The organism is Streptomyces sp. NBC_00209 (assembly GCF_045206345.1).
Lineage (GTDB): Bacteria > Actinomycetota > Actinomycetes > Streptomycetales > Streptomycetaceae > Streptomyces.
Map to the genome: position 1 here is coordinate 1113748 of NZ_CP108121.1, position 24921 is coordinate 1138668.

Annotated in this window: 11 protein-coding genes and 1 pseudogene; 8 read left to right on the plus strand and 4 right to left on the minus strand. The window is 67.7% G+C overall.

All coding sequences use genetic code 11. From position 1 onward, the window contains the following. Positions 1-28: 28 nt before the first annotated feature. The 5 genes from OG867_RS04925 to OG867_RS04945 all read left to right on the plus strand — a co-directional run bounded on the left by OG867_RS04925 (position 29) and on the right by OG867_RS04945 (position 19028). Positions 29-3193, plus strand: a complete 3165-nt coding sequence (locus tag OG867_RS04925) for an SNF2-related protein (protein WP_406283092.1) — start codon at positions 29-31, stop codon at positions 3191-3193. Further along, on the plus strand, positions 3193-8832 hold the full coding sequence (locus OG867_RS04930; RefSeq protein ID WP_406283094.1) for a hypothetical protein: 5640 nt from the start codon (positions 3193-3195) through the stop codon (positions 8830-8832). Before OG867_RS04925 ends, OG867_RS04930 begins: the two co-directional genes overlap by 1 nt. Next, positions 8829-15677 carry a DEAD/DEAH box helicase gene (locus OG867_RS04935; RefSeq protein WP_406283096.1) on the plus strand — a complete coding sequence of 2283 codons (6849 nt, stop codon included), beginning with the start codon at positions 8829-8831 and terminating at the stop codon, positions 15675-15677. The genes OG867_RS04930 and OG867_RS04935 overlap by 4 nt, the downstream gene beginning before the upstream one ends. Next, positions 15677-18001 (plus strand): UvrD-helicase domain-containing protein, encoded by a 2325-nt coding sequence (locus OG867_RS04940; RefSeq protein ID WP_406283098.1) that lies wholly within the window; start codon positions 15677-15679, stop codon positions 17999-18001. The genes OG867_RS04935 and OG867_RS04940 overlap by 1 nt, the downstream gene beginning before the upstream one ends. Before the next feature lie 445 nt (positions 18002-18446). Then, positions 18447-19028 (plus strand): DUF6907 domain-containing protein, encoded by a 582-nt coding sequence (locus tag OG867_RS04945; RefSeq protein WP_406283100.1) that lies wholly within the window; start codon positions 18447-18449, stop codon positions 19026-19028. Here OG867_RS04945 and OG867_RS04950 read toward each other — a convergent pair. Then, positions 18974-19549: an IS3 family transposase gene (locus OG867_RS04950; RefSeq protein ID WP_406290765.1), complete on the minus strand. Its 576-nt coding sequence runs from the start codon at positions 19547-19549 to the stop codon at positions 18974-18976. The two genes, OG867_RS04945 and OG867_RS04950, sit on opposite strands and share 55 nt — an antisense overlap. A gap of 81 nt (positions 19550-19630) precedes the next feature. Continuing rightward, positions 19631-19885, minus strand: a pseudogene (locus tag OG867_RS04955) (transposase); the annotation flags it as partial. 464 nt (positions 19886-20349) lie between these two features. Between OG867_RS04955 and OG867_RS04960 the strand changes: the two are divergent. From OG867_RS04960 to OG867_RS04970, 3 genes are all read left to right on the plus strand, one after another. Then, entirely contained in the window at positions 20350-20619 is a 270-nt protein-coding gene (locus OG867_RS04960; RefSeq protein ID WP_406290767.1) for a hypothetical protein, read from the plus strand. Next, positions 20612-21229 (plus strand): DUF6879 family protein, encoded by a 618-nt coding sequence (locus OG867_RS04965; protein ID WP_406283102.1) that lies wholly within the window; start codon positions 20612-20614, stop codon positions 21227-21229. The genes OG867_RS04960 and OG867_RS04965 overlap by 8 nt, the downstream gene beginning before the upstream one ends. Positions 21230-21319: 90 nt before the next feature. Then, positions 21320-22171, plus strand: a complete 852-nt coding sequence (locus tag OG867_RS04970; protein ID WP_406283104.1) for a methionyl-tRNA formyltransferase — start codon at positions 21320-21322, stop codon at positions 22169-22171. Between the two features lie 22 nt (positions 22172-22193). Here OG867_RS04970 and OG867_RS04975 read toward each other — a convergent pair whose 3' ends face one another. Together OG867_RS04975 and OG867_RS04980 are read right to left on the minus strand one after the other, a co-directional pair. Then, on the minus strand, positions 22194-24350 hold the full coding sequence (locus OG867_RS04975; protein ID WP_406283106.1) for a tetratricopeptide repeat protein: 2157 nt from the start codon (positions 24348-24350) through the stop codon (positions 22194-22196). Continuing rightward, positions 24347-24757 (minus strand): hypothetical protein, encoded by a 411-nt coding sequence (locus tag OG867_RS04980; RefSeq protein WP_406283108.1) that lies wholly within the window; start codon positions 24755-24757, stop codon positions 24347-24349. Before OG867_RS04980 ends, OG867_RS04975 begins: the two co-directional genes overlap by 4 nt. Between the last annotated feature and the right edge of the window lie 164 nt (positions 24758-24921).

The window sequence follows — 24921 nt, forward strand, 5'->3', positions numbered from 1 at the left end:
ACAGCGGTATGAAGGAATGGAGCGGTACGTGACCAGCGTGACGGAGACCGGTGACGGTCAGGGCGCGTTCGACACGGAGGACACTGCGGGTGAAGCCGTGGACTCCGCCGTTCCCGGCTCCACAGGTGCCGCCTCCCTGACCCGCCGGGCCAAGTACGCGCCGGGGGCACAGGTCCGGGTCCGGGACGAGCAATGGCTGGTCAAAACCGTCACTCCGGTGGGTGACGAGGACTGGATGGTCGAGGCGACCGGAGTCTCCTCCTTCGTCCGCGGGACCGACGCCGTCTTCTACGACAAGCTCGACTACATCGAGGCCCTCGACCCGAAGAAAACCCTCCTGGTCCCGGACGACTCCCCGAACCACCGCAAGGCCCGCCTCTACCTGGAGGCGGTCATCCGCAAGACCGCGCTCCCGCAGACCGAGCACGGTCTCGCACTGGCCGACAACTTCCTCATGGACCAGCAGACCCACCAGCTGCGCCCCGCCGAGCTGGCCTTGTCCAAGGAGAATCCGCAGCCGCGGGTTCTGATCGCCGACGTGGTGGGGCTGGGAAAGACCCTGGAGATCGGCATCCTGCTCGCCGAGCTCATCCGCCGCGGGCGCGGCGAGCGCATCCTGGTGGTCACTCCGGCGCATGTCCTGGAGCAGTTCCAGCGCGAGCTGTGGACCCGCTTCTCCATCCCGTTGGTGCGCCTGGACTCCACGGGTATCCAGCGCATCCAGCGGGACATCCCGGCCGGCCGCAACCCGTTCGCGTATTTCAAGCGCGCGATCATCTCCGTGGACACCTTGAAGAGCGACGTCTACGCCCACCACCTGGAGAACTCCCACTGGGACGCGGTGGTCATCGACGAGTCACACAACCTGGTCAACCGGGGCACCAAGAACAACGATCTCGCCCGTGCCCTGGCCGATCACACCGACGCGCTGATCCTCGCCTCCGCGACCCCGCACAACGGTGCGACGGAGTCCTTCGCCGAGCTGATCCGGATGCTGGACAAGACAGCGATCGCGAACACGTCGGAGTACGAGGTAAAGGACCTCGGCCACCTGTACATCCGGCGGACCAAGACCGACCGCGAGGTCCGTGACTCCCTCAAGGGCAAGTGGGCCGACCGCGGCCCGTCCCGGCCGGTGGTCTGCGAGGCCGGGGCGAAGGAGCGGGCGGTCCTGGCGGAGCTCGCCGCGCGGTGGACACCGCGCGATCCGGCCGCTTCCTCGGTGTGTGCGGACACGATGGTGGCCTACAACCTGCTGAAGTCGTTCCTGTCCTCGCACCGGGCATTCCAGGACTCGGTCGCGGCGCGGCGGAAGGTCCTGGACGCTCCCCTCAAGGTCAGAAGGGGGCAGGATCCGGCGGCCCGGGAGGCCGAGCGCCGTATTGAGCGCGAGGCCATCGTGAATCTTGAGCGCCTTGCTGCCGACGTTGGCGACGACGACTCCGCGAAGCTCGATGCCCTGGTGCGCGAGCTGAAGGAGATCGGTGTGGTTCCCGGGTCGGACATGCGGGTCGTGGTCTTCTCGGAGCGCATCCCCACCTTGAAGTGGCTCGCCGAAGTGGTCCCGTCCAGGCTTGGTTTCCGGGCCGGGACCAAGCTGGAGGAGTCCGTGGCGGAGGCGAAGCCTTGGCTGGCCTACGGCGGCGCGGTCCAGGTCATGCACGGCGAGGCCAGCAATGAGGACGAGCAGAAGGACATCGTCTCCAAGTTCGGGCTGAAGACCGACCCGGTCCGCATCCTGTTCACCGGTGATGTCGCCTCCGAAGGCGTCAACCTGCACCAGCAGTGCCACCAGTTGATTCATTACGACCTTCCGTGGTCGCTGATCCGCATCGAGCAGCGCAACGGCCGTATCGACCGTTACGGACAGACCAAGGCCCCTCAGTTCCGGGCCATGGTCCTCACCGGCGATGTGAAGTGGCGCACGGATGAGAAGGGCGAGCCACTGCATCTGGACGACCGCCTGGTGGGCTCCAAGCTCCTGGCCCGTGAGGAGGAGGCGCACCGGATCGAGGGCTCGGCGGAGGCCGTCACCGGTATCTACCGGGCAAAGGAGGAAGAGGACCGCCTCACGCGAGACTTGATCTCCGGGCGGACGGTCGAGGAGTCCATCAAGAAGTCCAGCGGCGGTGCCAAGGCGATGCTCGGCCGGCTGATGGGCAATGTCGGTGCCAAGAAGCCGACCGACGACGTGCCCATGGCCACGGTACCGAGCCTGTTCGGCGCCGCAGGTTCCACGGCCGCCTACTTCGACGAGGCGTTGCGCCAGACGTACTTCCCCGACAAGCCGGAGAACGTACTCAAGCTCCGCCGTGAGGACGACGGCACGATCGCCTTCGAACCGCCGCCGGACCTGGTGTACCGGCTGAAGTCGCTGCCCAAGTCGTACCTGACCGACCAGGGCATCCTGCCTACCTCGAAGAAGGAGGGCCGGCTGCGGCTCACCTTCGACAAGGGGCTCGCGGCCAAGCGTTTGGAGGTCGCCCGGGAGACCACCGAGAGCCAGTGGCCCAACGTCAGTTACGTGTCGGACGTCCATCCCGTCCTGGACTGGGTGACCGACAAGGCTCTGGCCGCCCTGCGCCACGACGAGGCGTTCGTTCTCGCTTTCGCCCCCGATCTCGAAGCGGCCGGGACGCTGGACGAGCAGCTACCGGCTGACCTGGCTGGTCCGGTGTATCTGGTCCAGGGGATCTACTCCAACGCGGTGGGCCGCCCTACCGTCGTGGAGTGGATGGCCGTCGTCGGCCTGCCCACCGCACCGCGCGTTCTACGCATCGATGATGCCTTCCTTGCCGCGTGCAATGTCGGCCCGAAGATGCCCGGACGCGCCACCCCCGCCGACCGGGAGGGGCTCCAGACGCTGGTGCCGGCGGCCGTCGACGCGGCGACCGTGTTCCTCACCGACCGGGCGGCGGAGTACAAGGAGGCGATCGACGCGGTGCTCGCCCCGTACGAGAAGCGGGTCGCCCAGTGGCAGCAGGACGCACTCTTCGCCGCCTCCACCCGCTCGCAGAAGGCCAAGCAGGACGTGAACCTCACGGCGAGCCGTCGCAAGTCCATGATCCGGTCGCTGCGGACCTCCGGAGCGCCGATGCTGCGCCTGCTCGGTGTACTTGAACCGCTGTCCGCGACGCCTGCCGGCGTCACCGATGTATCCGCTGCGCCTGCTGCCGGAGAGACGATCGCCTGATGAGTACCGACTTCGACTCCTTCTCCAACCGCGGCGAGTACCTGTCCGCGTTCTACTTCGCCGAGCAGCTCGGCGACGGCCTCAAGAAGGGCGTTTTCGCCGCCTGGGCCAACCGAGAGAGCGACGAGCACGACCCGCGCCCCACGCCGCGCGAGTCGGTACGGGCACTGCGCTCGACGTACCTGGACGAGAAGTACCGCGGCTTCTTCGCCGAGCAGGCCAAGGCCGACGAGCAGGATGACGAGTACCCGGAAGCCGCGGCCTTCGAGGCCCGCCTCAACACCTACGGGGACGCGGAGTGGTGCGAGCGCGTTCAAGACTGGCACCGGCAGGTCCTCGTTGCGCTCGGCTTCCCCTTTGTCTCAGCGGAACCCGCGGCACGGACCCTGATCGTGCACCGCGCCGGGCGCGAGCACGAGGTGGCCGTGGCCTGGCACAGCGACGGCATCGTAGCCCTGGACTGCGGCTGGTCGGCGAGCAACGACACGGCGCTCGACGCGGACGGGTACGGCCGCCTGCTCCACCCGCTGCGGGCGGGCAGCGGTGAGAGTTACGAGACCGGGCAGGCGCTCGCCACCTGGTTGTTCCAGAGCGAGCTAGGTGAGGAGGGTGGCGCGGCCCCGCGGTTCGTACTGCTCCTGTGCGGCGGCGTCATCGTCCTCGCCGACCGGCATGCCTGGGGCGAGGGCCGCTACCTCTCCGCAAACCTCGACGCCGCCCTGGAGCGCAACGATCGCCGCCAGCACGGCGAACTCGCCACGATCGCGGGCCTGTTCAGCTACGACGTACTCGCACCGGCCGAGGACGGCAAACCGCCGGCCATCGACGCGCTGGTCAAGGCGTCCCGCGACAACGCGGTCGGCGTCTCCGGAGAGCTTCGCGAAGGACTCCAGAAGTCCGTCGAGATCATCGCCAACGCGGTCCTGGAACGCCTGGAGGACTCCGGACTCGACCCGCGCGACATCGAGCGCCCGGACCTGACGCTCGCCCGGCAGCTCACCCGGGAGTCGCTGCGCTACCTCTACCGCATTTTGTTCTTGCTGTACGCCGAGGCCCGTCCCGAACTGGGCATCCTGCCCGCAGACGACGGCTCCTACGAGGCCGGCTACTCGATGGCCCGCCTGCGGGAACTGGTGGAGCGCGACGAGCTGTTGACCGAGGAGACGGCTCGTAACGGATTCCATCTACACGCCTCGCTGGACGTCCTCTTCAAGAAGGTCAACAACGGCTACCGGCCCTATGGCACCGAGTCGAACGACGCCCTGCCCGGCGACGACGAGGACACCCGTCGTCGAAAGGCGAAGTACCGGAGCGAGGACCGCGGACTGCGCTTCGAGCCCTTGCGCAGCGAGCTCTTCGAGCGTGACTCCGTCCGCCTCATCGGCAACGAGACCCGCGACCCGCGCAGCGACGAGGACAACGAGCCACGCTGGCTGGACCTGCGTCCGCGCAACAGCGCCCTGCACGAGGTGCTGCGTCTGCTGACCCTGAAGAAGGCCGAACGGGCCGGGGGCCGAGCGGGCTTTATCTCCTACCGCAATCTGGGCATCAACCAGCTCGGGGCCGTCTACGAGGGGCTGATGTCGTACACCGGCATCATCGCCGAGGAAGAGCTGTGCGAGGTCGCCAAGGGCGGCGACCCGGCGAAGGGCTCCTGGCTGGTGCCCTCGCAGCGGCTCAAGGAGTATCCCGAGAACACCTGGGTGACGTACGACGAGCGGGACGCGGTGAAGGGGCTGCGCGGCCCGAAGAAGTACCCGCCGGGCCGGTTCGTGTACCGCCTGGCCGGCCGTGACCGGGAGACGTCCGCCTCGTACTACACGCCCGAGTCGTTGACGAAGGTCACCGTCGAGCTGGCGCTCAAGCACCGGCTCGACCAAGAACGCGACGCCGACGGAAACGTCGTGAAGACACGCGCCTCGGAGCTGCTCAAGTACCGGATCTGTGAGCCCGCGCTGGGGTCGGGGGCGTTCCTCAACGAGGCGATCAACCAGGTCGCCGAGGAGTACCTGCGGCGCCGGCAGGACGAGCTGGGTGTGTCTGTGCCGACGGGCGACGCGCTGACGGAGAAGCAGAAGGCCAAGGCGTACATCGCCCTGCACAACGCCTACGGCGTGGACCTCAACGCAACCGGCGTCGAGCTGGCCGAGGTCTCGATGTGGCTGAACACCATGCATCCCGGGATGCGGGCGCCATGGTTCGGGCTGCACCTGCGGCGCGGCAACTCGCTGGTCGGCGGGCGGCGGGCCGTGTACGCGGCGGGGGACGTGGCCCCGCTGAAGGGCAAGGCCCCCTGGCTCAACGCCAAGCCGCTCGCGCCGGAACCGCTGCCGTTCCTGAAGGACGGGGCCGAGCAGCCGCTGCCGGACGGGGCGGTGCACCAGTTCCTATTGCCGACACCGGGGTGGGCAGCGGTCACGGGTGCGAGCGGCGACGCGAAGAAGCTGCTCGTGCAGCTGGCCGAGGGCGGGGTGAAGGATCTCGCGGAGTGGAAGAAGGGGATCCTGAAGACGCCGGCACGGCGGCTGAACAAGAAGACCGGCGAGCCAATCCTCGACCGCAAGTCCGGCGACGAGGCGGCCTCGCAGTACACGCGGCTGCGGGACGCGGCGCGGCGGGCGGAGTTCCTATGGTCGCTGGTCGTGAAGCGGATGGAGCTGTCGGAGCGGGAGATCGCCCGCAGCATCGACGTGTGGGGCGCGGACACGAAGGACGAGGAGTTCGCCTTCCTGCGGCGGTCCGAGGGCGATGGGGGTAGTTCGGATGCCGCCGTCGTCCGGATGTCGAAGGAGAAGGTGTACGCGGATTTGTTCCGCGCGGCGGGAACCCCGTACTGGCGGCTCAAGCGCGTCATGGACGCGTGGTGCGCGCTGTGGTTCTGGCCGGTGGGGAAGGCGGGGCTGCTCGACGGGGCGGACGACGTGTATGCCGGTGCGCCGGTGGTGGGGAGTGAGGGCGCAGGCAGTATCGGCGATCTGATCGAGGCGATGACCGCGACGGTGGTGCCGCTGGGTGGTGCGGTGCCGCCCGTCGAGGCCGCGCCGGCGGCTGAGGCCGGGGAGACCCCGCCTCCGTCCCCTCCCATGCCCTCGAGCGCACCCCGCTTCGTGGAGAACACCATGCTCTTCGCTATGGAGGGCGACCAGATCTCGATGTCCGACATCGAGGCGTCCTCCGACGGTGTGGTCCACGTGGAGGTCAAGGAGGTCGGCCCGTCGAAGACGACGGCGAAGACCAGGAAGCGGCCTGCCCTTGATCTCTCCCGCCCCACTCGCCGCCCGCTCATCGCGCTGAAGGACCTCGACGACTGGCTGGACTTCCTGGAAGCCATGCTCGGCCGTGGACCGGTCCCGGACGCCGGGTCGCTCATCGGGTCCCTCAACACCCTGGAGGAGCTCAGCGACTACGAGCAGCTCATTCAGGAAGAGACCGAGATGGACATGGACCAGCGGGAGCCGGAAGCGCGCTTTCCCTGGATGGGTGCGGTCCGTGACATCGCCGAGGACCAGGGGTTCTTGCACTGGGAACTTGAGTACGCGCTCGTCTTCGCTCAAGGCGGCGGGTTCGACCTCCAGGTCGGCAACCCGCCGTGGGTGCGTCCCCGTTGGGACGAGGCCGGGGTTCTCGCAGAGCACGAGCCTTGGTTCGCGCTGGAGGAACGGGCGTCCACATCCGCAAAGGACAAGCGTCGCTCGGAACTGCTCGGTGCGCCACGAATCAAGCAGTATGTGCAGGACGAGATCACGGACGTCGTCGCCCAGGTCGGCTTCTTCGGTTCCCCACAGGTGTATCCGTTGCTAACGGGGACCCAGCCGGACCTCTACAGAGCCTTCATGTGCCAAGCGTGGGGTCACAACGCTGCCGCAGGCACCACGGGGTTCCTGCATTCCGACACCCACTTCACGGGTGACAAGGAGGGGGCGCTCCGCGAGGCTGCGTACCGGCGACTTCGGATTCACGGCGACTTCGTCAACTCCGGGCAGCGATTCTTTCCCCGTCCTGTTGGCGACGGCACACATTTCGGCGTGAACATCTACGGCGACGTCAAGGAGATCGGCTTCGACCATCTCTCCTGGCTGGTGTCTGCAGACGCCCTGCGGTACTCGTCCGACCATGACGGTTCGGGCGACGTACCCGGAGTTCGATACAAGAACGCCGAGTTCGATGAACGTCCGCACAAGGCTCGCGTCGTACATGTCGATGAAGACCTGCTCGCTGTGTGGCAGCGCCTGCTCGACGACGAAGGTCAGCAGCCCGTACAGCAGGCGCGTCTCCTCTTCCCGGTCAGCACCGGGGAAGCTTCGGCCATCAGCGCGCTGGCCGACTACCCGGTGCGGTTGGGCGCTTTCGCACCACAGATCTCTCCCGGGTACCACGAGAGCGGGGCGAAGAAGGACAACCTGATCGACTACAACCGTCCCGACAGCACCACAGGGAACCCGTACCAGCCCGATCGCTGGCGACACGTCATCCTCAAGGGCCCCCAGCTGAGTGTCGCCACCCCGGTGTTCAAACGTCATGACGCCAACAGCAACGACGCCTACGGCGCGGACCTGATGAATCTTGCCGTGGACTTCGTGCCAGACACCGCATACGTACGGGCCGAGGGACAGTCCCAGGAGTACCTCGCGGCGCAGGACCGCTGGATCGATCACCGGGCGCTCGCACGACTCCGGGCTGATGAGAAGGCTGTGGCACGGGCACGTCAGCAGGTCGCCCGTGCGTATGACGTACCCGAGACGAAGGCGGACCCAGAGAAGGTGGACGCGCTTCTCGTGGATCGGGCGCGGCGAAGGTGCACGATTTTCCCTCGGCTTGCCTGGCGGAGGATGGTCTCGCCAAATAGCGAGCGGGCCTTGTACCCCGCACTGGTTCCTCCGGGCACTGCACACGTCGATGCTGTCCATAGCCTAGCCATGCCTGAATCCCGTATGACTGCACTGGTAGCAGGTTTTTGGGCCTCAGTACCGCTGGACTATTTTTTGCGCGCAACCGGCCGTGGAGATCTCCGCATTGCTGGCGCAAAAGCTATGCCCTCCCCAGTGCCCGGCCATCCCTTGGCGTCGTCCCTCCTCCTTCGCACTCTCCGCCTCAACTGCCTCACGCGTGCCTACGCACCGTTGTGGGCGGAGCTCTACGACCCCACGTGGGCGGCGTACGAACCCTGGGCACGCGTATGGAATGACCTTCCCCCGCTCCACGAAGTCAACGCGACCTGGAATTCGGATACTCCTCTCCGTTCCGAGCGCGCCCGTCGCTCGGCTCTCGTCGAGATCGACGCCCTCGTCGCCGTCTGGCTCGGCATGGACGCCGACGCCCTGATCGCCGCCTACCGGGGCCGCTTCCCCGTACTCCAGAAGTACGAGGCAGCAAGCTGGTTCGACGCCGAGGGCTGGAAGCTGGCGAGTTACGCCCGAACGATCGGGCAGCGTCAGACGAAGGATTCGTGGACCCAGTTCGAGGCGTACCAGGCCGACCCTGAGCACGCCCCCGTCCCCGACGGCTACACCGCCCCCTTCTACAAGGCCGACCGCGAGACCGAGATGCGTGAGGCCCACGCCTACTTCCAGAAGCGTCTCGACGCCGCCGTCGAGGCCGGTAAGTGGGACCCGGTCACGCAGGAGGTGCCCAAGCCGTGAGGCCGACGCTCGAGGCGCAGGGGCTCAAAGAGAGCTTGCTGCAGTACCTGTCCACCACGTACGCGCTGACCGACGAGGGCGCGCGGCAGGCGCTGCACCGGTTCCTGGGGGACGAGAACTCCGGGATGTTCCGGGGTCCGTTCCTCCGCCTGCGCACGCCTTTCGTCGCGGCCGACGCGTCATGGACCACGTATCTGGACTGGCGGCGGACCGACGGCTGGACACCATACGCGCATCAGGCGAAAGCCTTCGAGCGGCTGTCCTCGGCAGGCGGGCGTACGCCGAAGCCCACGCTGGTGACGACCGGTACCGGCTCCGGCAAGACGGAGTCGTTCCTCTATCCCGTACTCGACCACTGCGCCCGCGAGCGGGCGGCCGGCCGTTCCGGGGTCAAGGCCGTGCTCCTCTACCCGATGAACGCGCTCGCCACCGACCAGGCTCAGCGCATCAACGAACTCCTGTGCGAGCACGAGGCGTTGAAGAAGGTGCGGGCCGGGCTCTACATCGGCGACAAGGCGGCGACGCACTACGACCGGGTCTATACGCGCCGGTCGGACATGCAGATCTCGCCGCCCGACATCCTGATCACGAACTACAAGATGCTGGACCTGCTGCTCCAGCGGGCCCAGGACGCCCCGCTGTGGGCGGACGCGGATATCCGGTACGTGGTCGTGGATGAGTTCCACACCTACGACGGTGCGCAGGGCACGGACGTCGCGATGCTCCTGCGGCGCCTCGCCTCGGCGGTCGGGGTGGCGGAGAAGGGCCGTCCGCTGGGGCGGATCTGCCCGGTGGCGACCTCGGCAACGCTCGCTTCCGACAGCACGGACCAGGACGGGGTCCGCCAGCTGCTCGACGTCGCGACGCAGGTGTTCGGTACGGAGTTCGACGTGTCCTCGATCATCGGGGAGCACCGGCAGACGGTGGACGAGTTCGTGCCGCCGAGCGGCTTCGATCCGATGCTCCCGATCCCGGTCCCGGACGAGCTGGCCACCCTCCCTGACCCCTCACTCGGCGAGGAGGAGTTCCTGGCGCTCGTCGAGGCCGTCACCGGCACCCGCGAAACCGACCCGCACGTGCTCGGTGGCCTGCTGAAAAAGCACATGCTGACCTCGGCGGTGATGCATGCCCTGGACGGGCAGGTGCGGACCGTGCCCGAGGTGCTGGACCTGATGTGGCGGCGGGGCGCGTTCTCCTGGGGGCAGGCGATCACCCGGCAGCCGGAGGTGGCGGCGTCCGCCCTCGCCCGGCTCCTGGCGCTGCTCTCGGTGGCTCGTGATCCGGCCTCCACGCCCGAGCGGCCGCGGCCCTTCGTGCAGGTCGAAGTGCATCAGTGGGCGCGGTCGGTGTCTCGGGTCGTGCGCGGTGTGTTGCCGTGGCCCAAGGCCGAGTTCCAGTGGGACGCGGCCGGTTCCGCCCACCACTCGGGCGAGCAGCCGGCCCGTACCGCCCCGGTGACGACGGCGACCGCGGGCGCGGCCGCGAACCTGTTTCTGCCCGCTGTCTACTGCCGTGACTGCGGGCGTTCGGGCTGGGCGGTGTTCTCCCCGGAGACCGACGACGCGGACGTACAGGTCGACACGCACAAGATCCGGCGGGCCTCGGTCAGCCAGGACAAGATGCGGGTACGGAACCTGATAGCGGCCACCGAGAAGGAGGCCCAGGAGGGCTCCGGTGCCGCCCCGATGGACGAGGCCGGGCGCGGTGCGGGCCGCGGCAGCACCGCCCTCGCGGCCACCAACGCCGGGCAGTTGCGTGTACTGGACGGGCCGAAGCGCCGCCTGCGGCTGCCCGATCCGGTCGAGGACTACGACCAAGAGACCGGCGCGCCCCGATTGGCGGGCTCCGACTCAACCTTCGTCCTCGTCTACCTCGGGGACACCGCGACCACCGCCGCTGAGGACGACTGGTGCCCGGCCTGCGGTTCGCACAACGCGATCCGCTTCCTCGGTACCGGTGCTGCCGCCCTCGCCGCGGCCTCGGTTACCCAGTTGTTCACCGGCGGCGAGATGGACCGGGCGCAGGGTGAGGACAAGACCCTGATGTTCAACGACTCGGTGCAGGATGCCGCGCACCGGGCCGGTTTCGTGGCCAGCCGCTCGTACACCTTCTCCCTGCGCGCACTGTTCAAGAAGCATCTGTCGGAGGAGACGCCGACCGCGCTGCACGACCTGATCGCCGACGTGGTCGCGGCGACCACCGACCGCGAGACCCTTGCCGCCGTCGTACCCACCGACCTGCACGACTTCAAGGGCGTCAAGCGGCTCCTGTCCGGTCAGGGGCGAGGCGGGGACAAGAAGACCTGGGAGCTGATCGGCGAGCGCTTCGCGTTCGAGGCGCTGATGGAGTTCGGCTTCCGCTCCCGCAACGGCCGCACCCTGGAACTCACCCGGACCGCCGCCGCCCACGTGCGCATCGAGGACCCCGCCGCCGCGATCGCCCTGGTCAAAGCCGCGCACACCGAGCCGTACGGGCACGGCGGCGGGCTGCCGATCATCGAGCAGGACGACGCCCGCTACCTCGGGTTCCTGCGGATCTTCCTGGAGCGGCTGCGGACCCGTGGCGCGATCGGTCACAAGTGGCTGGAGGGGTATCTCTCGGAGGCCGGTACCAGCCGGTACTACATCTGGGGCAAGCGGCCTCCCGGTATGCGCGCTTTCCCCAAGGGCATCGCGGCCCCGGTGTTCCTGCTCAGCGCACCCAAGACAAAGAGCGAGTTCGACTTCGCGACCGGCCGTCTCTCCTGGTACGAGCGGTGGGCGCAGCGCACGCTCGGGCTGCCGCGAGAGCAGGCCGCGGAGTTCTGGTCGCGGCTGCTGCCCGCGCTGGTCGAGGCGGGCCTGCTCTCGGTGCGCACTCCGACCGACAGCAGTCTGCGCGTCTACGGTCTGAAGCCGGGCGCGGTCGACGTGCAGCTGTTGAAGGACGCCGAGGTGAACGAGGCGTTTGTCCGCTGCCCGGACTGCTTCTGGGAGCAGACCGTCCACCCCGGCCTGCTCGCGCAGTGGGACGGGCAGCGCTGCCCGTCCTACCGCTGCCGCGCCGGCCATCTCATCGCGGGCGACCGGCCCGAGGGGCTCGGCAAGCACCAGCGGGACCGTAACTACCGCGAGGACTACTACCGCAGGCTGTACCGGAAGGCGGGCACCTACCAGGTCATCACGGCTGAGCACACGGGCATGCTGACCCGGCCGGAGCGTGAGCGGGTCGAGGCGGCGTTCAAGGACGGCAGCGGGTTCAAGGATCCCAATGTGCTCTCCTGCACGCCGACGCTCGAAATGGGCATCGACATCGGCGACCTGTCGGCTGTCGTGCTCGCCGCGCTGCCCAGGCGCGCTGCCAACTACGCCCAGCAGGTGGGCCGGGCCGGTCGCCGTACCGGAAACGCGTTCCTGCTGACCATCCCCGACCGCAGCCGCCGAGACCTGTACTACCTGGAGCAGCCGCGCGAGATGATCGCCGGGCAGATCGTGCCGCCGGGCAGTCACCTGTCGGCCATCGAGATCCTGCGCCGCCAGTACCTCGCACACCTCCTCGACCTCGCCGCGCGGGGCCGGCTGTCGCGCACTGACGGCCGTCCGCTGCCCGCAGTCGTTCGGGACGCCCCGGCCCTCTTCGGCCCGTCCGGATACCTCGCCGATCTCGTCGAAGCGGCGCTCGCGGACGCCTCGCACCTGGTCGAAGGGTTCCTGGACCTGTTTCCCGTCGGTGTCAACGAACAGGCCGCCGACGACCTGCGGGCCTTCGCCGGGCGCGGGCTGCGCAGCGCGGTGGAGCGGGCCGAGCGACAGTGGCTCCACGCCGAGGAAGTGCTGCGGCGGCGACTGCGGTACATCGCGGAGGCCCGCGACGAACTCCACGACACCGAGGACGAGCAGCGCGACCGTAAGGCCGAACTCGACGCCGAACACCGGGCGCTCGGCAAGCGCCTGAGTAAGCTCGGGCTCATCACCGCCCAGCAGGCCCTGTGTGATCTCGGACTGCTGCCTAACTACGCGCTCATCGACTCCGTCACGACCCTCAACGCGACGCTGTATTGGGTCGACGGCATGGATCCGAACACCGGCCGGGACCGCTTCGACTCCAAGATCCGCTCCTACGACCGGCCCCGGCGCTACGCCCTGTCCGAACTCGCTCCCGGCAATACGTTCTACGTCAACGGCTACAAGCACGAGATCACCGGCATCGACATCGGCAGCCCCTCTCAGCCGGACTGGAATGCCTGGCGCTTCTGCCAGGAGTGCGGCTACGTCCGTACCGAGGACGCCATGGACGACCGCTCGCCATGCACGCGCTGCGGCAGCGCCGGGATCGCGGACGACGGTTCCTGCCTGCACCAGGTCATCGAGCCCACGACCGTCACCTCCCGCGACAAGCGCGAGGACGCCCGTATCGGCGACGACAAGGACGACCGGGAACAGCGCTACTACACCGTCATCGACGCGGTGGACATCCCCCGGGAGGAGATCAAGCACGGCGCTTCCTGGCGGCACGCCCACCACACCTTCGGCGTCGACTACTGCCGCAAGGCCGTGATTCGCCGCATCAACGTCGGTCCCATGCGGTTCGACAGCCAGAGCGAGGACGAGCTCGCCGGGCAGGACGTCCGCATCGCCCCGTTCCACGTGTGTACCGCGTGTGGGGCGGCGACCGCCGACGGCAAACCGGTCTTCGACCACGCCACCGACGCCTTGGACTCCTCTGCCGCCCGCAATCCGAAGGTGAAGCACCACCAGCCGTGGTGCCCGCTGCGGCGTGGGAAGAAGGCCGCTGCTGTGCCCCAGCAGCCGGTGCTCCTCGCCCACCAGCTGAACACCGAGGCGCTGCGGGTACTCCTTCCTGCGGCCACCGTGCTCGTCGAGGAGAAAATCTACTCCTTCAAGGCTGCACTGCGGCTCGGCGTCGATCGGCAGTTCGGCGGCGACCCCGCGCACCTGGACACCACGCTGGCCCGGATGCCCGACCAGGCCACCGGCGAGAAGCGCCACTTCCTGGTGCTCTTCGACCGGCTCCCCGGCGGCACCGGATATTTGGACCGGCTGACCGACCCCGGCGACTTCAAGGAAATGCTCCTCAAGGCTCGTGCCGCGCTCCTCGAATGCCCCTGTCAGGACGAGAGCCTGCGGGCCTGCCACCGATGCCTACACCGCTACACCGAGGAACGCCACCAGGACGTCGTCTCACGCCACGAGGCCCTGGAGATCCTCGGTGACCTCCTCGGCCCGGTCGACGAGAACGGCGAGCCGCTGCGCGGCGCCGACGGTAACCCCGTCGACGGGTGGGCGGTCACCAAGGTGGCGTCCACCGAACTGATCGGCCTGGACAAGCAGGTCGAGTCCGACCTGGAGGCCCGCTTCCTGGCCGCCCTACGCAAGTGGAGCGAGAACCAGGACGACGCCGCACTCGACGAGAGTGGAACGAACAGCGGATACCTCCGCTTCACCGGTCCACCGGCCGGTGCGGGAGAGGCCGCCGATACCGAGTCCGTACGCTCGACCGGCTGGCGGCTCACCGCCCAGCGCAGTATGGAGCACACCCGCACCGACTTCACCTTTGAATCCACCGACGGCCCCCGCCGACTCGTCACCGTCTACCTCGACGGGCACAGGTACCACGCAAGCCGCAAGCACAACCGGATCGCGCCCGACTGCACCAAGCGCAACCAGCTGCGGGCCGACGGACACATCGTCTTCCAGATCACCTGGGACGACCTGGAGCTCTTCGAAAAGGGCGACGCCGCCAAGGCACAGCCGGTGTGGCCGCCTTATCGGCGCATCAGCCAGGACACCGCCAAGGAGTGGTATGAGGAGCTGGGCGGCGACCGCGCCCACTACTCGGCCGCTGTGTTCGCCAACCCCATCGACACGCTCCTCGCCTATCTGCGCCAGCCCTCCCGTACCGCATGGGGGCGGCGGGCCAAGGCGCTGGTCGGCGGGTTGATGAGCACGCCGGAGCCACTCGTACAGCAGGCCGACCGGGGCCAGGCACGCGAAGCCGTACGGGCCGCTCTCACCGCCCTCGGCCGCGGTCAGGAGCCGGGGCCGGAAGCCGGGGAAGGTGACGGAGAGATCCTCGTCCTGCACGCCGTGGACGAAAGCGGGCTGCCGCTGATCTACATCGTGGACGCCTCCGGCCAGGAGCCGGGTTGGAGTGCCATCGCCGTACTCGACGACCGCACCGAGAACCTGGGCACCACCGAACACAAGCTGATGTGGCGGTCCTGGCTGTACTGGTCGAACCTGCTGCAGTTCCTGGCCTTCACCGGCGGCGACGGCATCCAGCTTGCGAGCGGCCAGGCCGCCGACTACCCGGTGGAGGTCCTCACCATCGGCGGCGGCATCGGCGAACTCGAATCTCTGATCGTCCAGCGGAGCCCCGCTGCCGACGAGGTGAGTTCGGTGGTGGACAGCCGCACCGCGGTGCTCGCTGGTGCGGCCGACGCCGATTCGACGGAGGAGTCCTTCCTGGAGAAGATGGTCGCCGGCGTCCTGCGGGACCGGACCTGGGACGAGGACATCCTCGAGCTCCTGGAAGAGGACGAACCGGACTCCGACCTCACCCGGCTGGCCAAGAAGATCGCCGCCAACGGCAAGAAGGCGCCTGTCTTCGGTTACGAACTGGGCGAACGCGGCTGGCAGACGGACTTCGCCTGGGACGACTCCCAAATCAAGATCGCCGTCGTCGTGGCGCCGGACACACACGGATCGCAAGCCGAAGAAGAGCGCCGCAAACGCGACGAGGCGTACGCCGCCGACGGTTGGACCGTACGTACCGCCACCGACTGGCTCAACCACCTCGACACCCTCCTGACACTCCTCCCCGACACGGAAGGCTCCGACTCCTGATGACCGCCCGGCTCAGCCTGTACGAGAAGGCCGAACACGAGCTGTACAAGCTCGACCGCTCGGTCAAGGGAAAGTTCTACGACTTCTGCCACCGATTCCGGCAGAACCCCGACCACCCTGGCCTCGACCTCAAGCCCCTCAAGGGCGACGGACGGGTCTTCCGCGCGAAGATCGACCAGTCCTACCGGGCCCTCCTCGCCAAGGCCGGCGTGGACGAACAGGGTCAGGAGCGGTGGCTCGTCGTCGCGGTACGCCACCGCAAGCACGTCTACGAAGAACTCTCCGTCGCGATCAACCGCGTCACCGGTGAGATCGAGTTCGTCGACCTGTCCGTCGTCGGGCAGAGTGTGCTGCAGCGCGCCGGTGTCACCCTCACTCCGGTCGAACCGGCGCCCGAGGCCAAGCTCCAGCAGCCGGCGCCGGCCCCTGAGGTTCGCGAGTCGGTCGCCGTAGAGCCCTCCGCACCGCTCCTCTCCGGGATCACTGGCGAGGACCTGCGGTCGCTTGGTGTCGCCGCACAGCTCATCGACCTCGCACTCGCCGTCACCGAGAGCGGCGAGCTCGACCAACTGGTCTCCGGCGCCCCGCTCCTGACCAAGGACATCCTCTACGGCCTGGCCGCCGGGATGTCCATCGACGAGGTCCGGCGCGAGATCACGGCCCCCGTCGAGGTCAAACTCGCCGACACCGAACGTGACGACCTCGGCGCGGCGCTGGCCCGCACCACCGTCACCACCATCGACGATGACCTCCGCGTCGTACTGGAGGAAGGCGACTTCCGGGCCTGGAAGGTCTTCCTCCACCCTGCCCAAGCCAAACTCGTCGCCCGCCGTTACAACGGTCCCGCCCGGGTCTCCGGCGGCCCCGGAACCGGCAAGACGATCGTCGCTCTCCACCGGGTCAAGCACCTGGCCAAGCAGCTCCCTCCCGGCCACAACAAGCCCATCCTGCTCACCACCTTCACCACCAACCTCACCGTCGACCTCCGCGCGCGCCTCTCCTCCCTCCTCGAACCCGACCTCGTCGCCCGCGTCGAGATCACCAACATCGACAAGCTCGCGGCCCGCGTCCTCAACGAGAACTCACTCAGCGGCACCGGCAAGCAGCGCATCTACGACAGCGTCGCGATCGGCATCCTCCAGCACCTCCTGTTCGAACTCGACGAGAAGCGCTGGGAGCCCGAGTTCCTCTACGAGGAATGGGAACAGGTGATCCTCGGCCAGTCGCTCGGCAACCGCAAGGCGTACTTCGACGCCCGCCGCGCAGGCCGCGGCCGGTCCGTCAGCCGCCCCGAACGCGCCCAGATCTGGAAGATCCTCGAGCAGTTCACCGCCCGCCTCGACAAGGAGAACCGCGAAACCTGGGGCCAGGCCGCCGAACGAGCGGCCCGCTTCGAGATGGAACGCGCCGCCAAGATCAAGGCCAGGCAGGACCGTAAGGACGAGGTCGGCGGCAAGGACCTCATCCACCGCGACGACAGCTCCGGCATGCGCTACATCGCCCACCGCTACCAGCACGTCGTCGTCGATGAGGCCCAGGATCTGCGCCCCGCTCACTGGAAGATGCTCCGCGCCATGGTCGCCCCCGGCCCCGACGACATGTTCATCGCCGGCGACACCTATCAGCGCATCTACGACCAGCAGGTCACTCTCGGCACCGTCGGCGTCAACATTCGGGGCCGCTCCTCCCGCCTCACCCTCAGCTACCGCACCACCAAGGAGATCCTCGCCCGCGCGATGCAGGTCGTCGACGGCACGGGCAACGCCCCCTCCTACGACGACCTCGACGACGGCACCGACACCCTCGCCGGCTACCGGTCCGTCCTTCGCGGCCCCGTCCCTGAACTCGCCCCCTGCGACACCTGGGACGACGAACTCACCCAACTCGCCGCCACTCTCCACGCCTGGCGCGAGGAACTCACCTCTGGCGACGGCAACAACCCGCGCCGCGACCCCCGCGGCAACATCGCCGTCTGCGTCGCCGACCGCGACTCCGTCAACCAGGTCATGTACTACCTCGCCACCGAGGCCGGCATCACCGTAGCCGAACTCACCAAAGACGGTGTCAAGGGCGACGGCGAAGTCCACGTCGGCACCATGCACCGCTTCAAGGGCCTCGAATACCAGAAGCTCGCCATCGTCGGCGCCCGCGACGGTGTCATCCCCCGCACCGCAGTCATCGACCGCTACCGCGAATCCGACCCCCAGCGCTACGCCCGCGAGGAACGCAAGGCCCGCTCCCTCCTCTTCGTCGCCGCCACCCGCGCCCGAGACACCCTCCGCATCAGCTGGCACGGGGCACCGAGCCCCTATATCTCCCGATAGAGAAAGACGAAGGCGTGTCCGGCGGAAGGCGCAAAGGTTGTGCCTCATGACCGTCCTACAAGGCTCTGCTTCGCGTGATGCTGAACCGAGAGGTCGTTGGCGGGACGAGTCAGCTGGAGTCTTCGAGCCGATGCCCCAGCCGTCCCTCTGCGTCGCGCTCCGTCTGGTTGGTCGGTTGCGGGCGGCTTGGGCGAGAACCCTGCGGTTCCGCACCGGCACCGCCCGACGAGACTTGCTCGGGCAGTCACCCGCCAACCGAAGCGGCGCATTGTACGCACCGCCTACCGCGAACTGGTCCGAAACCTAACCTGGACCCCTCGAACGGGAGAGCGCTCTTGCCCCGGTTTCCACAGGACGCGTATCACCAAGGCAAGAGGCCTTGGCCGGTGGGTGCAACACCGGAAGTAAGGCCATAGCCCGACTCCTGTAATGAAGGAGAAAGAGCATGGAAGGCATACCAACGGCCACCGACAACGGCGGTCCCGAGGACCACACCACCCATCCTCTCGGTAGCACCGGCCCAACCACCCGGCTCCAACCCGTCCCCGCAGCAGCCCTGTCAGACGGTGCGCCTGCCATGGGAGCGCCCGCTGTCGGACGCACGTTCACCTTCACTAACTCCATCAACGGTGAAAATGTGACCGCGAACTGCATGCCCGGTTGCACGATCGACCACGAGGCGAACAGCGACAGGCCCGAGCACCCGCACGACATCTACTGCAACATCCCCGGCACCGCTGGCGAGCTGCCCCTCTACGGCCCGCTGTGCGACACGGGCCGCCCTGAGGACTTCCGCTTCCTCAGCTGGAGCATACAGTCCCGGCCCTACTCGGGACGGCCCTCGGAGCGGCTGCCGTTCGTCTCCATCGAGGCATTCGACGACCACTACATCGAGTACCTCGATCCGGACACGTTGGAAATGGTCATCAGCCACCTGCAGAAGCAGGTGGGCTCCTTGCGCGAGGCCCACGCTCATCTCGTCAACGTCCGCACCACGTATCTCAAATCGCCGGAGGTTGCGGCATGAGGAACACGGCGAACACCAAACGCGCCATTGCCGAGGTCACCCGTGGCGGATCCGTCGACGGCGTGGTATTCCACTCGGACCACGGCACCCATGACCAGATCGGTCCTCATGTGCTCCGCCATGGACCAGCCGACCACCCGTCGCGAGTGCATGTCGATGACTGTTGCCAGATACATCCAGTCATTTCCGACCGGCAGGTATGTGATGTCGCCGCACCAACGGACATCGGTCCTGGGCGCGGTGAAATCGCGCCCCACGAGGTCCGGCGCCTTGGGCGCCCGCGCGTCCTGCACGGTGGTCCGCTTCCCCCTACGCAGGTGGCGGCCGGTGATGCCGGCGGCCCTCATCAGCCTCGCGACCCGCTTGTGATTCACCACCGGACCCGACTCCCGCAACTCACGCGTGATCCTCGGGAGGCCGTAGGCGCCCTTGGTCCCGGTGTGAATGCCACGGATCTGTTCGGTCAGCGCTGCCTCGGCCGCCGCCCTGGCCGCCCGGGCGGGCCCGGCGGTAGAAACCAGAGCCGGAGACGCCGAAGATTCTGCACAGCCGCTGTATGCCTTACTCCATGTGGTGGTCGGAGATGAACCCCCAGCGGCCGGTCATCGACCCATCTCCTTCGCAAAATACTGCGCCGCCTTCTTCAGGATCTCCTTCTCCAGCTCACGCACCTGCTTGCGCAGCCGCTTCAGCTCCTCATGCTCCACCGCGGTCATCGGCTCACCGCCCATGCCGGCCTGGGCGGACTCAGCCCCACGTACCCACTTCCGCAGGGACTCGGTGTTGACGCCGAGGTTCTTGGCCACCGAGTTGATGGACCGGCCGGTGGAGGCCCCCAGCTTGACCGCATCCTGCTTGAACTCTTCCGACTACCGGGCTGTACCCACCACGACACCTCCATGCCAGATCCCACGATCTGACCCTCAAGAGATGTCCCCAAACGCGGGTAAACCCCACCGCGGCGGTACTCCCGATGTGCAAGCTCTTTGACGGTCTGCGTATAGCGCCACTCCGAGAGCAACCCGAGCTTGTGCAATTGATAGGTCAACGCCATAGCTGAGACGCCCCACTTGCGCTTGGCTACAAGACTCGCGGGGACCGACGGGACAGCAGTGCATATTCGTGAAGCGCTGTCACGGTCGGCCGGGCATGAGTCCAGTCGTTCCTGCCGGTCCATCCCGGCCGACTTCGCCGTGATCCGCCCGACTGTCGGTCGATGCAGGGGGACGAGCCGTTGTGTTCGGATGGCTGGAAGTCTCTGCCCGACGTTGCGTCAGATGTGATCTAGGTTACCTTCGGGGGGACTGAATGGAGAACCGTGATGATTCGGGGCTGGGAAGCCGATCCCTCTTCGCCGCTGGTGCGCCGCCTGGGTAAATCCCCCACCGCGCTCGGGACCACGGGCGGCGAGCAGGGGTGCCCGGACATCTGGGAACTGGAGAACGGGGACATCGCCGTCGTTGGCCGCGACCTCACCGATTCCTACCTGCCGATCCTGCCCCCAGGGCTTGTTGTCGCCCCGGATGAACGAATCGTCGTGATCCCCCGCAGAACAGCCGCTGCGGCGAAGGTAGACCTTCCTGATGCTTAGCTCACAGGCCGACGGCCCGGGTCAGCGCCTCGGGCTTGACGACTACTCCGAGGACTTCGGTCGCCATTTCTGGCGTTCCGGCTCCGAGGGGTTCTGGAAGCTCGAACGTCAGCAGATCTTCCAGGAGCCCGGGGTGGAGAGCTGGGATGCCTTCCGCAAAGGGCTCTGGGATGAGGCCCTGGCGCTGATCGAGGAACAGCGGGGGCACTACGAGGAGTACCTCCGGCGAATCGCCGGAAGCGGATTCGCCCTCCACCGTGTCCGCTGTGTGGAGGAGCCCATCGCTCCGTACCTCCAGTGGGAGCTCCACCTGCTGAACCTGAAGGCCCAGTGCGGGGAGGACACGAGAGTCCTCAGCGGGGACGGCATCCTCCGGTACGAAGCTCAGCATCCGCTTCCAGAGGTCGTGGTCCTCGGCTCCTCGGTGATGTACGAGGTGCTTTATGACGACGACGGGAAACTCGCCGGCGGTATCCGCTTCGACGATCCACGCGACATCTCCCGATGGCGGAAGACGATCCAGGAGATGCACCGGGCTGCTGAGCCGATGGACGACTTCTTCACTCGCCGGATCGCCCAACTGCCTCCGCCGACCGTGACCGAGGAGTAGAGCCGAGCAATCCCGCCCCGAGCGCGATGGAGAGTCCGGGATGGGCATAAGAGTTTCGGCCGGAAGCCTGCCGCAGTATAAGGGCTATAAATGCGCATTATTCTGATTTCATTCTCCGCGCAGGGCTTCGCCCTCCTGCACCGCGTGTGCGAGCGGGCCGGGCACACGCCCGTCGCTTACCTGCACGCTCGGTCGCTGCGGCCGGGCGAGCCGTCGCGACGCGGTGCTGGCGATGCCGTGGGCGAGATCGTCGACGCCCTGCCGAACGGGATGGATCTGCTGATTCCGGGCCGGAAGAGCATGTTGCCGCACATCATCGCGGGATACCAGGCTGATCTCATCGTCTGCTACGGCTTCCCCTGGAAGCTACCGTCGGCGGTACTCCGGTCGACGAACTTGGGTGCCATCAACGTGCATACGTCGATGCTGCCGAAGTACCGAGGCCCTATTCCGGTCAACTGGGCGATCAGGAAAGGCGACAAGGAAATCGGCGTCAGCATCCACTGGATGGAGAGCGAATTCGACTCCGGCGGGATTCTGGCGCAGGAGGCAGGTATCGCGTTGGGCGACGATGTCGCCCCCCAGTTGTTGTGGGAAGAGGTCGACCGATTCATCGAGCGGCTTCTGCCCCGCGCGCTCTCGCTGGTCGTGGCCGGTTCGCCTGGTACACCGCAGGAGGAGAGGTCGGCCACCTACGCGGGGTGGATGGAACCCGAGTTCTCTCAGATCGAGTGGAACACCGCCAGGGAAGATATCCACAACCAGGTACGCGCCGTCAGGTTCGGCAGCTCCGGAAGATCCGGCCCAGTTGCCGTGGTGGCTGACCGTCGTCTGCGAGTTCTGAGGACATCGTTGCAGCCGGCGGACGGAATCAAGGTGATGTGTGGAGATGGACCCGTGTGGATCACGGAGTCCGCACCGGTGGCGGACTCCGATTCCTGAACGGAGACCGGACCACCGCGAGTCAGTTCGGGTCTGGTGACGTTGTCTCTGCCAGGGAACGTCGGTACCGCGCGAGCTTGTCCCGGATTGCCCTCGTCCACGGGTGCTCCGGACCGAGTACCCGCTCGCGCCATTTCCGCACGATTTCCGCCTGTTCGATGGCTTCCAGGTCCTCGCCGACCGCGTGCAGCACGTTGCTGAGCAGGCTTCGTGCCGCCAGCGTGATGGGGTAACGAGTTCCGAACCGGCGTTCGTGCGCCGCCAGCGCACGGCGGGCCGACGGCAATGCGTCGGCGTGCTTTCCGGTGTTGAGCAGCGCACCTGCGCAGTTGAGGTCGGCCGACAATGTGATCGGGTGGTCCGGGCCCAGCTCACGGCGACAGTCGGCGACCAGGTCCGTTCCTGCCAGTGCCTCTCGGTCCAATTCCGGGCCGGGAGGCAGTTCGAGCAGACATGCCCTCGCCTCCAGTGTCAGCGGGTGCCATGGGCCCAGCAGTTCGGCTCGCCCGGCAACCGCCCGGTGCATCAACTGCACGGCTTCCGTCACTTGACCGAGCCAGACCAGCGGGCGGGACAGATGGAGGCAGGTGGTCAGGGTGTCGAGCGCCTCGGGACCGCAGACCCGTTCGAGGTCGTCGAGCAGCCCGCGGTGGAGATCCGCTGCCTCCTCAAGGCGCCCCAGACGATCGGTCGCCTTCCCGATCCGCTGCCGCAGGCGCAGCACCAGGACGTGATCGTTTCCCAGTCGTCGTCGTACGAGAGCCGTCGCTTGTTCGGCCATGGCCAGCGCAGATGCGTAATCGCCGGAGCGATGCTGGGCCGTCACCAGGCGCAGGACGCAGGTGGCTGCGGACTCGGCGGTGCCGATCGTGGTCTCGGGCCAGGTGATGACGCGGCGAAGCAGCGCCAGGACATGGGGAGCGAGGGGGGTGAGGAGGCTGTCCCGCAAGCCGCGTTCCGGGGATGCAGGTAGGGAGTGGAGAAGGAGTCCGGCTGCCGCGGCGGCGAGTTGGTCGCGTTCATCGACCGGGGTGATGCGGGCGACGCTGTCGAGCAGCACTCCATGCGTGCGCAGGCAGCGGATGTCGCCGGGGACGAGTTCGGTGAGCGAGTGGTCGAGCAGTCCCCGAAGTGCCAGTTCCACCCGGTCTGCGGGCAGGGGCAGGTCGAGCCGGGCGTTGGCCAGCAGCGACAGGGGCAGCGGGTCGTTCGACCAGCAGGCCAGAAGGCGCAACAGGGTGACGGCCTCGGGCAGGTTCTGCCCCGTCAGGGAGTTCAGCGAGAGTTGCCACGTTCCGCTGACCAGGTGCCGCGAGTCGTTGCCCGCCTCGACGGCTCCCTGGTCGATCAGCTCGATGGGATCCGGACGCTCCTGCAGACGACGCCCGTACTCCACCATCGTCCAGGGGTCGATCACCTGGTGGGCCAGGAACCCGCCGGCCAGAGTCAGGGCGAGCGGGAGTCGGCCGAGGCTGTCCGCGATGGCGGCCGCGTCCTCGGCGGAACCCGTTCCCGGGGCGAGATCACGCAGGACCTGAGCCGCCTCCTCACGCGGCAGGACACCCACGTACAGCAGCTCAGCGGCGGGCCACCAGTGTCCGGCAGCCTGCCGTGTCGTCACGAGGACGGTTCCGCGCGGGCTGGTGCGCAGCCATCCGCCGTCCCGTAGCACCGCTGGGTCATCGGCGTTGTCCAGCACCAGCAGCCATGGTGCGTCGGACCGGTCGAGATGGTCCCAGACCAAGTCCGCAGCCGCGCGTAAGCCGTTGCGCGCGGCCATCAGCTCACCGTCGCCGGCGCCGCGGTCGGCGGCCACAGCAAGCATCCCGGCCCGTAGGGATGCCTGATCGGAGGCATTGACCCACAGGCCCAGGCGTCCGCGTTCGCGGGTGGCGTGTTCGAAGAGTGCGCACGCAACGGCAGTCTTCCCGCATCCTCCCAGGCCGTGCAGGACGAACACGGTGCTCCCGGCGTCCTCGGTCACGGCCTCCTTCAGGCGTCCGACGAGTTCGCCGCGATCCCTCAGGATCGCCGGTGCTCGGCCGATGGGCGGATGCCTTACCGAGTCCGGGCCGGCCCAGGCGGCACTGTGATGGTGGTGTTCGGTGATGTGCTGGTCACCGGAAGCCTGGTAGACGCGTCCCTGTTCAGTGGCCCGGCCGTCGTTGCGGCCGGTCACCGCTGGTCAACGTTCAGGTCGCGGCCGGCCTGGTAGACACGCGAACTGCCGAAAGCGGTCGCACGTTGGGTGACGGCCGGGATGGAGGGTGCGCCGGGGTCGAGTTCGGTCAGCAGGGAGCGCAGTTCCGCCACCAGCTCGGGGTGCGCGACCAAGAGGCGGCGAATGCGGCCCTGCCACTCCGCCGCGATCTCCCGCTCGGCCTCCTCGTCACCACTGCTCTGCGCGCCCAGGAGGTCCCGGCGCGAGGTGTCGAGCTGGGCGCCGACTTGCTCCTCGTAGTCCGGCCGGACACGTCGCCACAGACTGACCACGCCGTTCCGCACACCGTTCCACGTGTCGGTCGCCAGCAGCGTCGCGATCGTCGTACCGGCAGTACCCGCCAAAAAGGTGATCTCCGCGTCCATCCTTGCCCTCCCTCAGTCCTGTCCGGGTCACAACCCTATGGAGCCGACGCAGCGTCAGTACACCGGACTTTCGGCGACATTTCGCGCCGCCTTCGGCCCACCGCCACCCTCGACCTCTCAAATCAACTCGCCCATTACTAACCGGATGGACGCCCGCGCCAAAC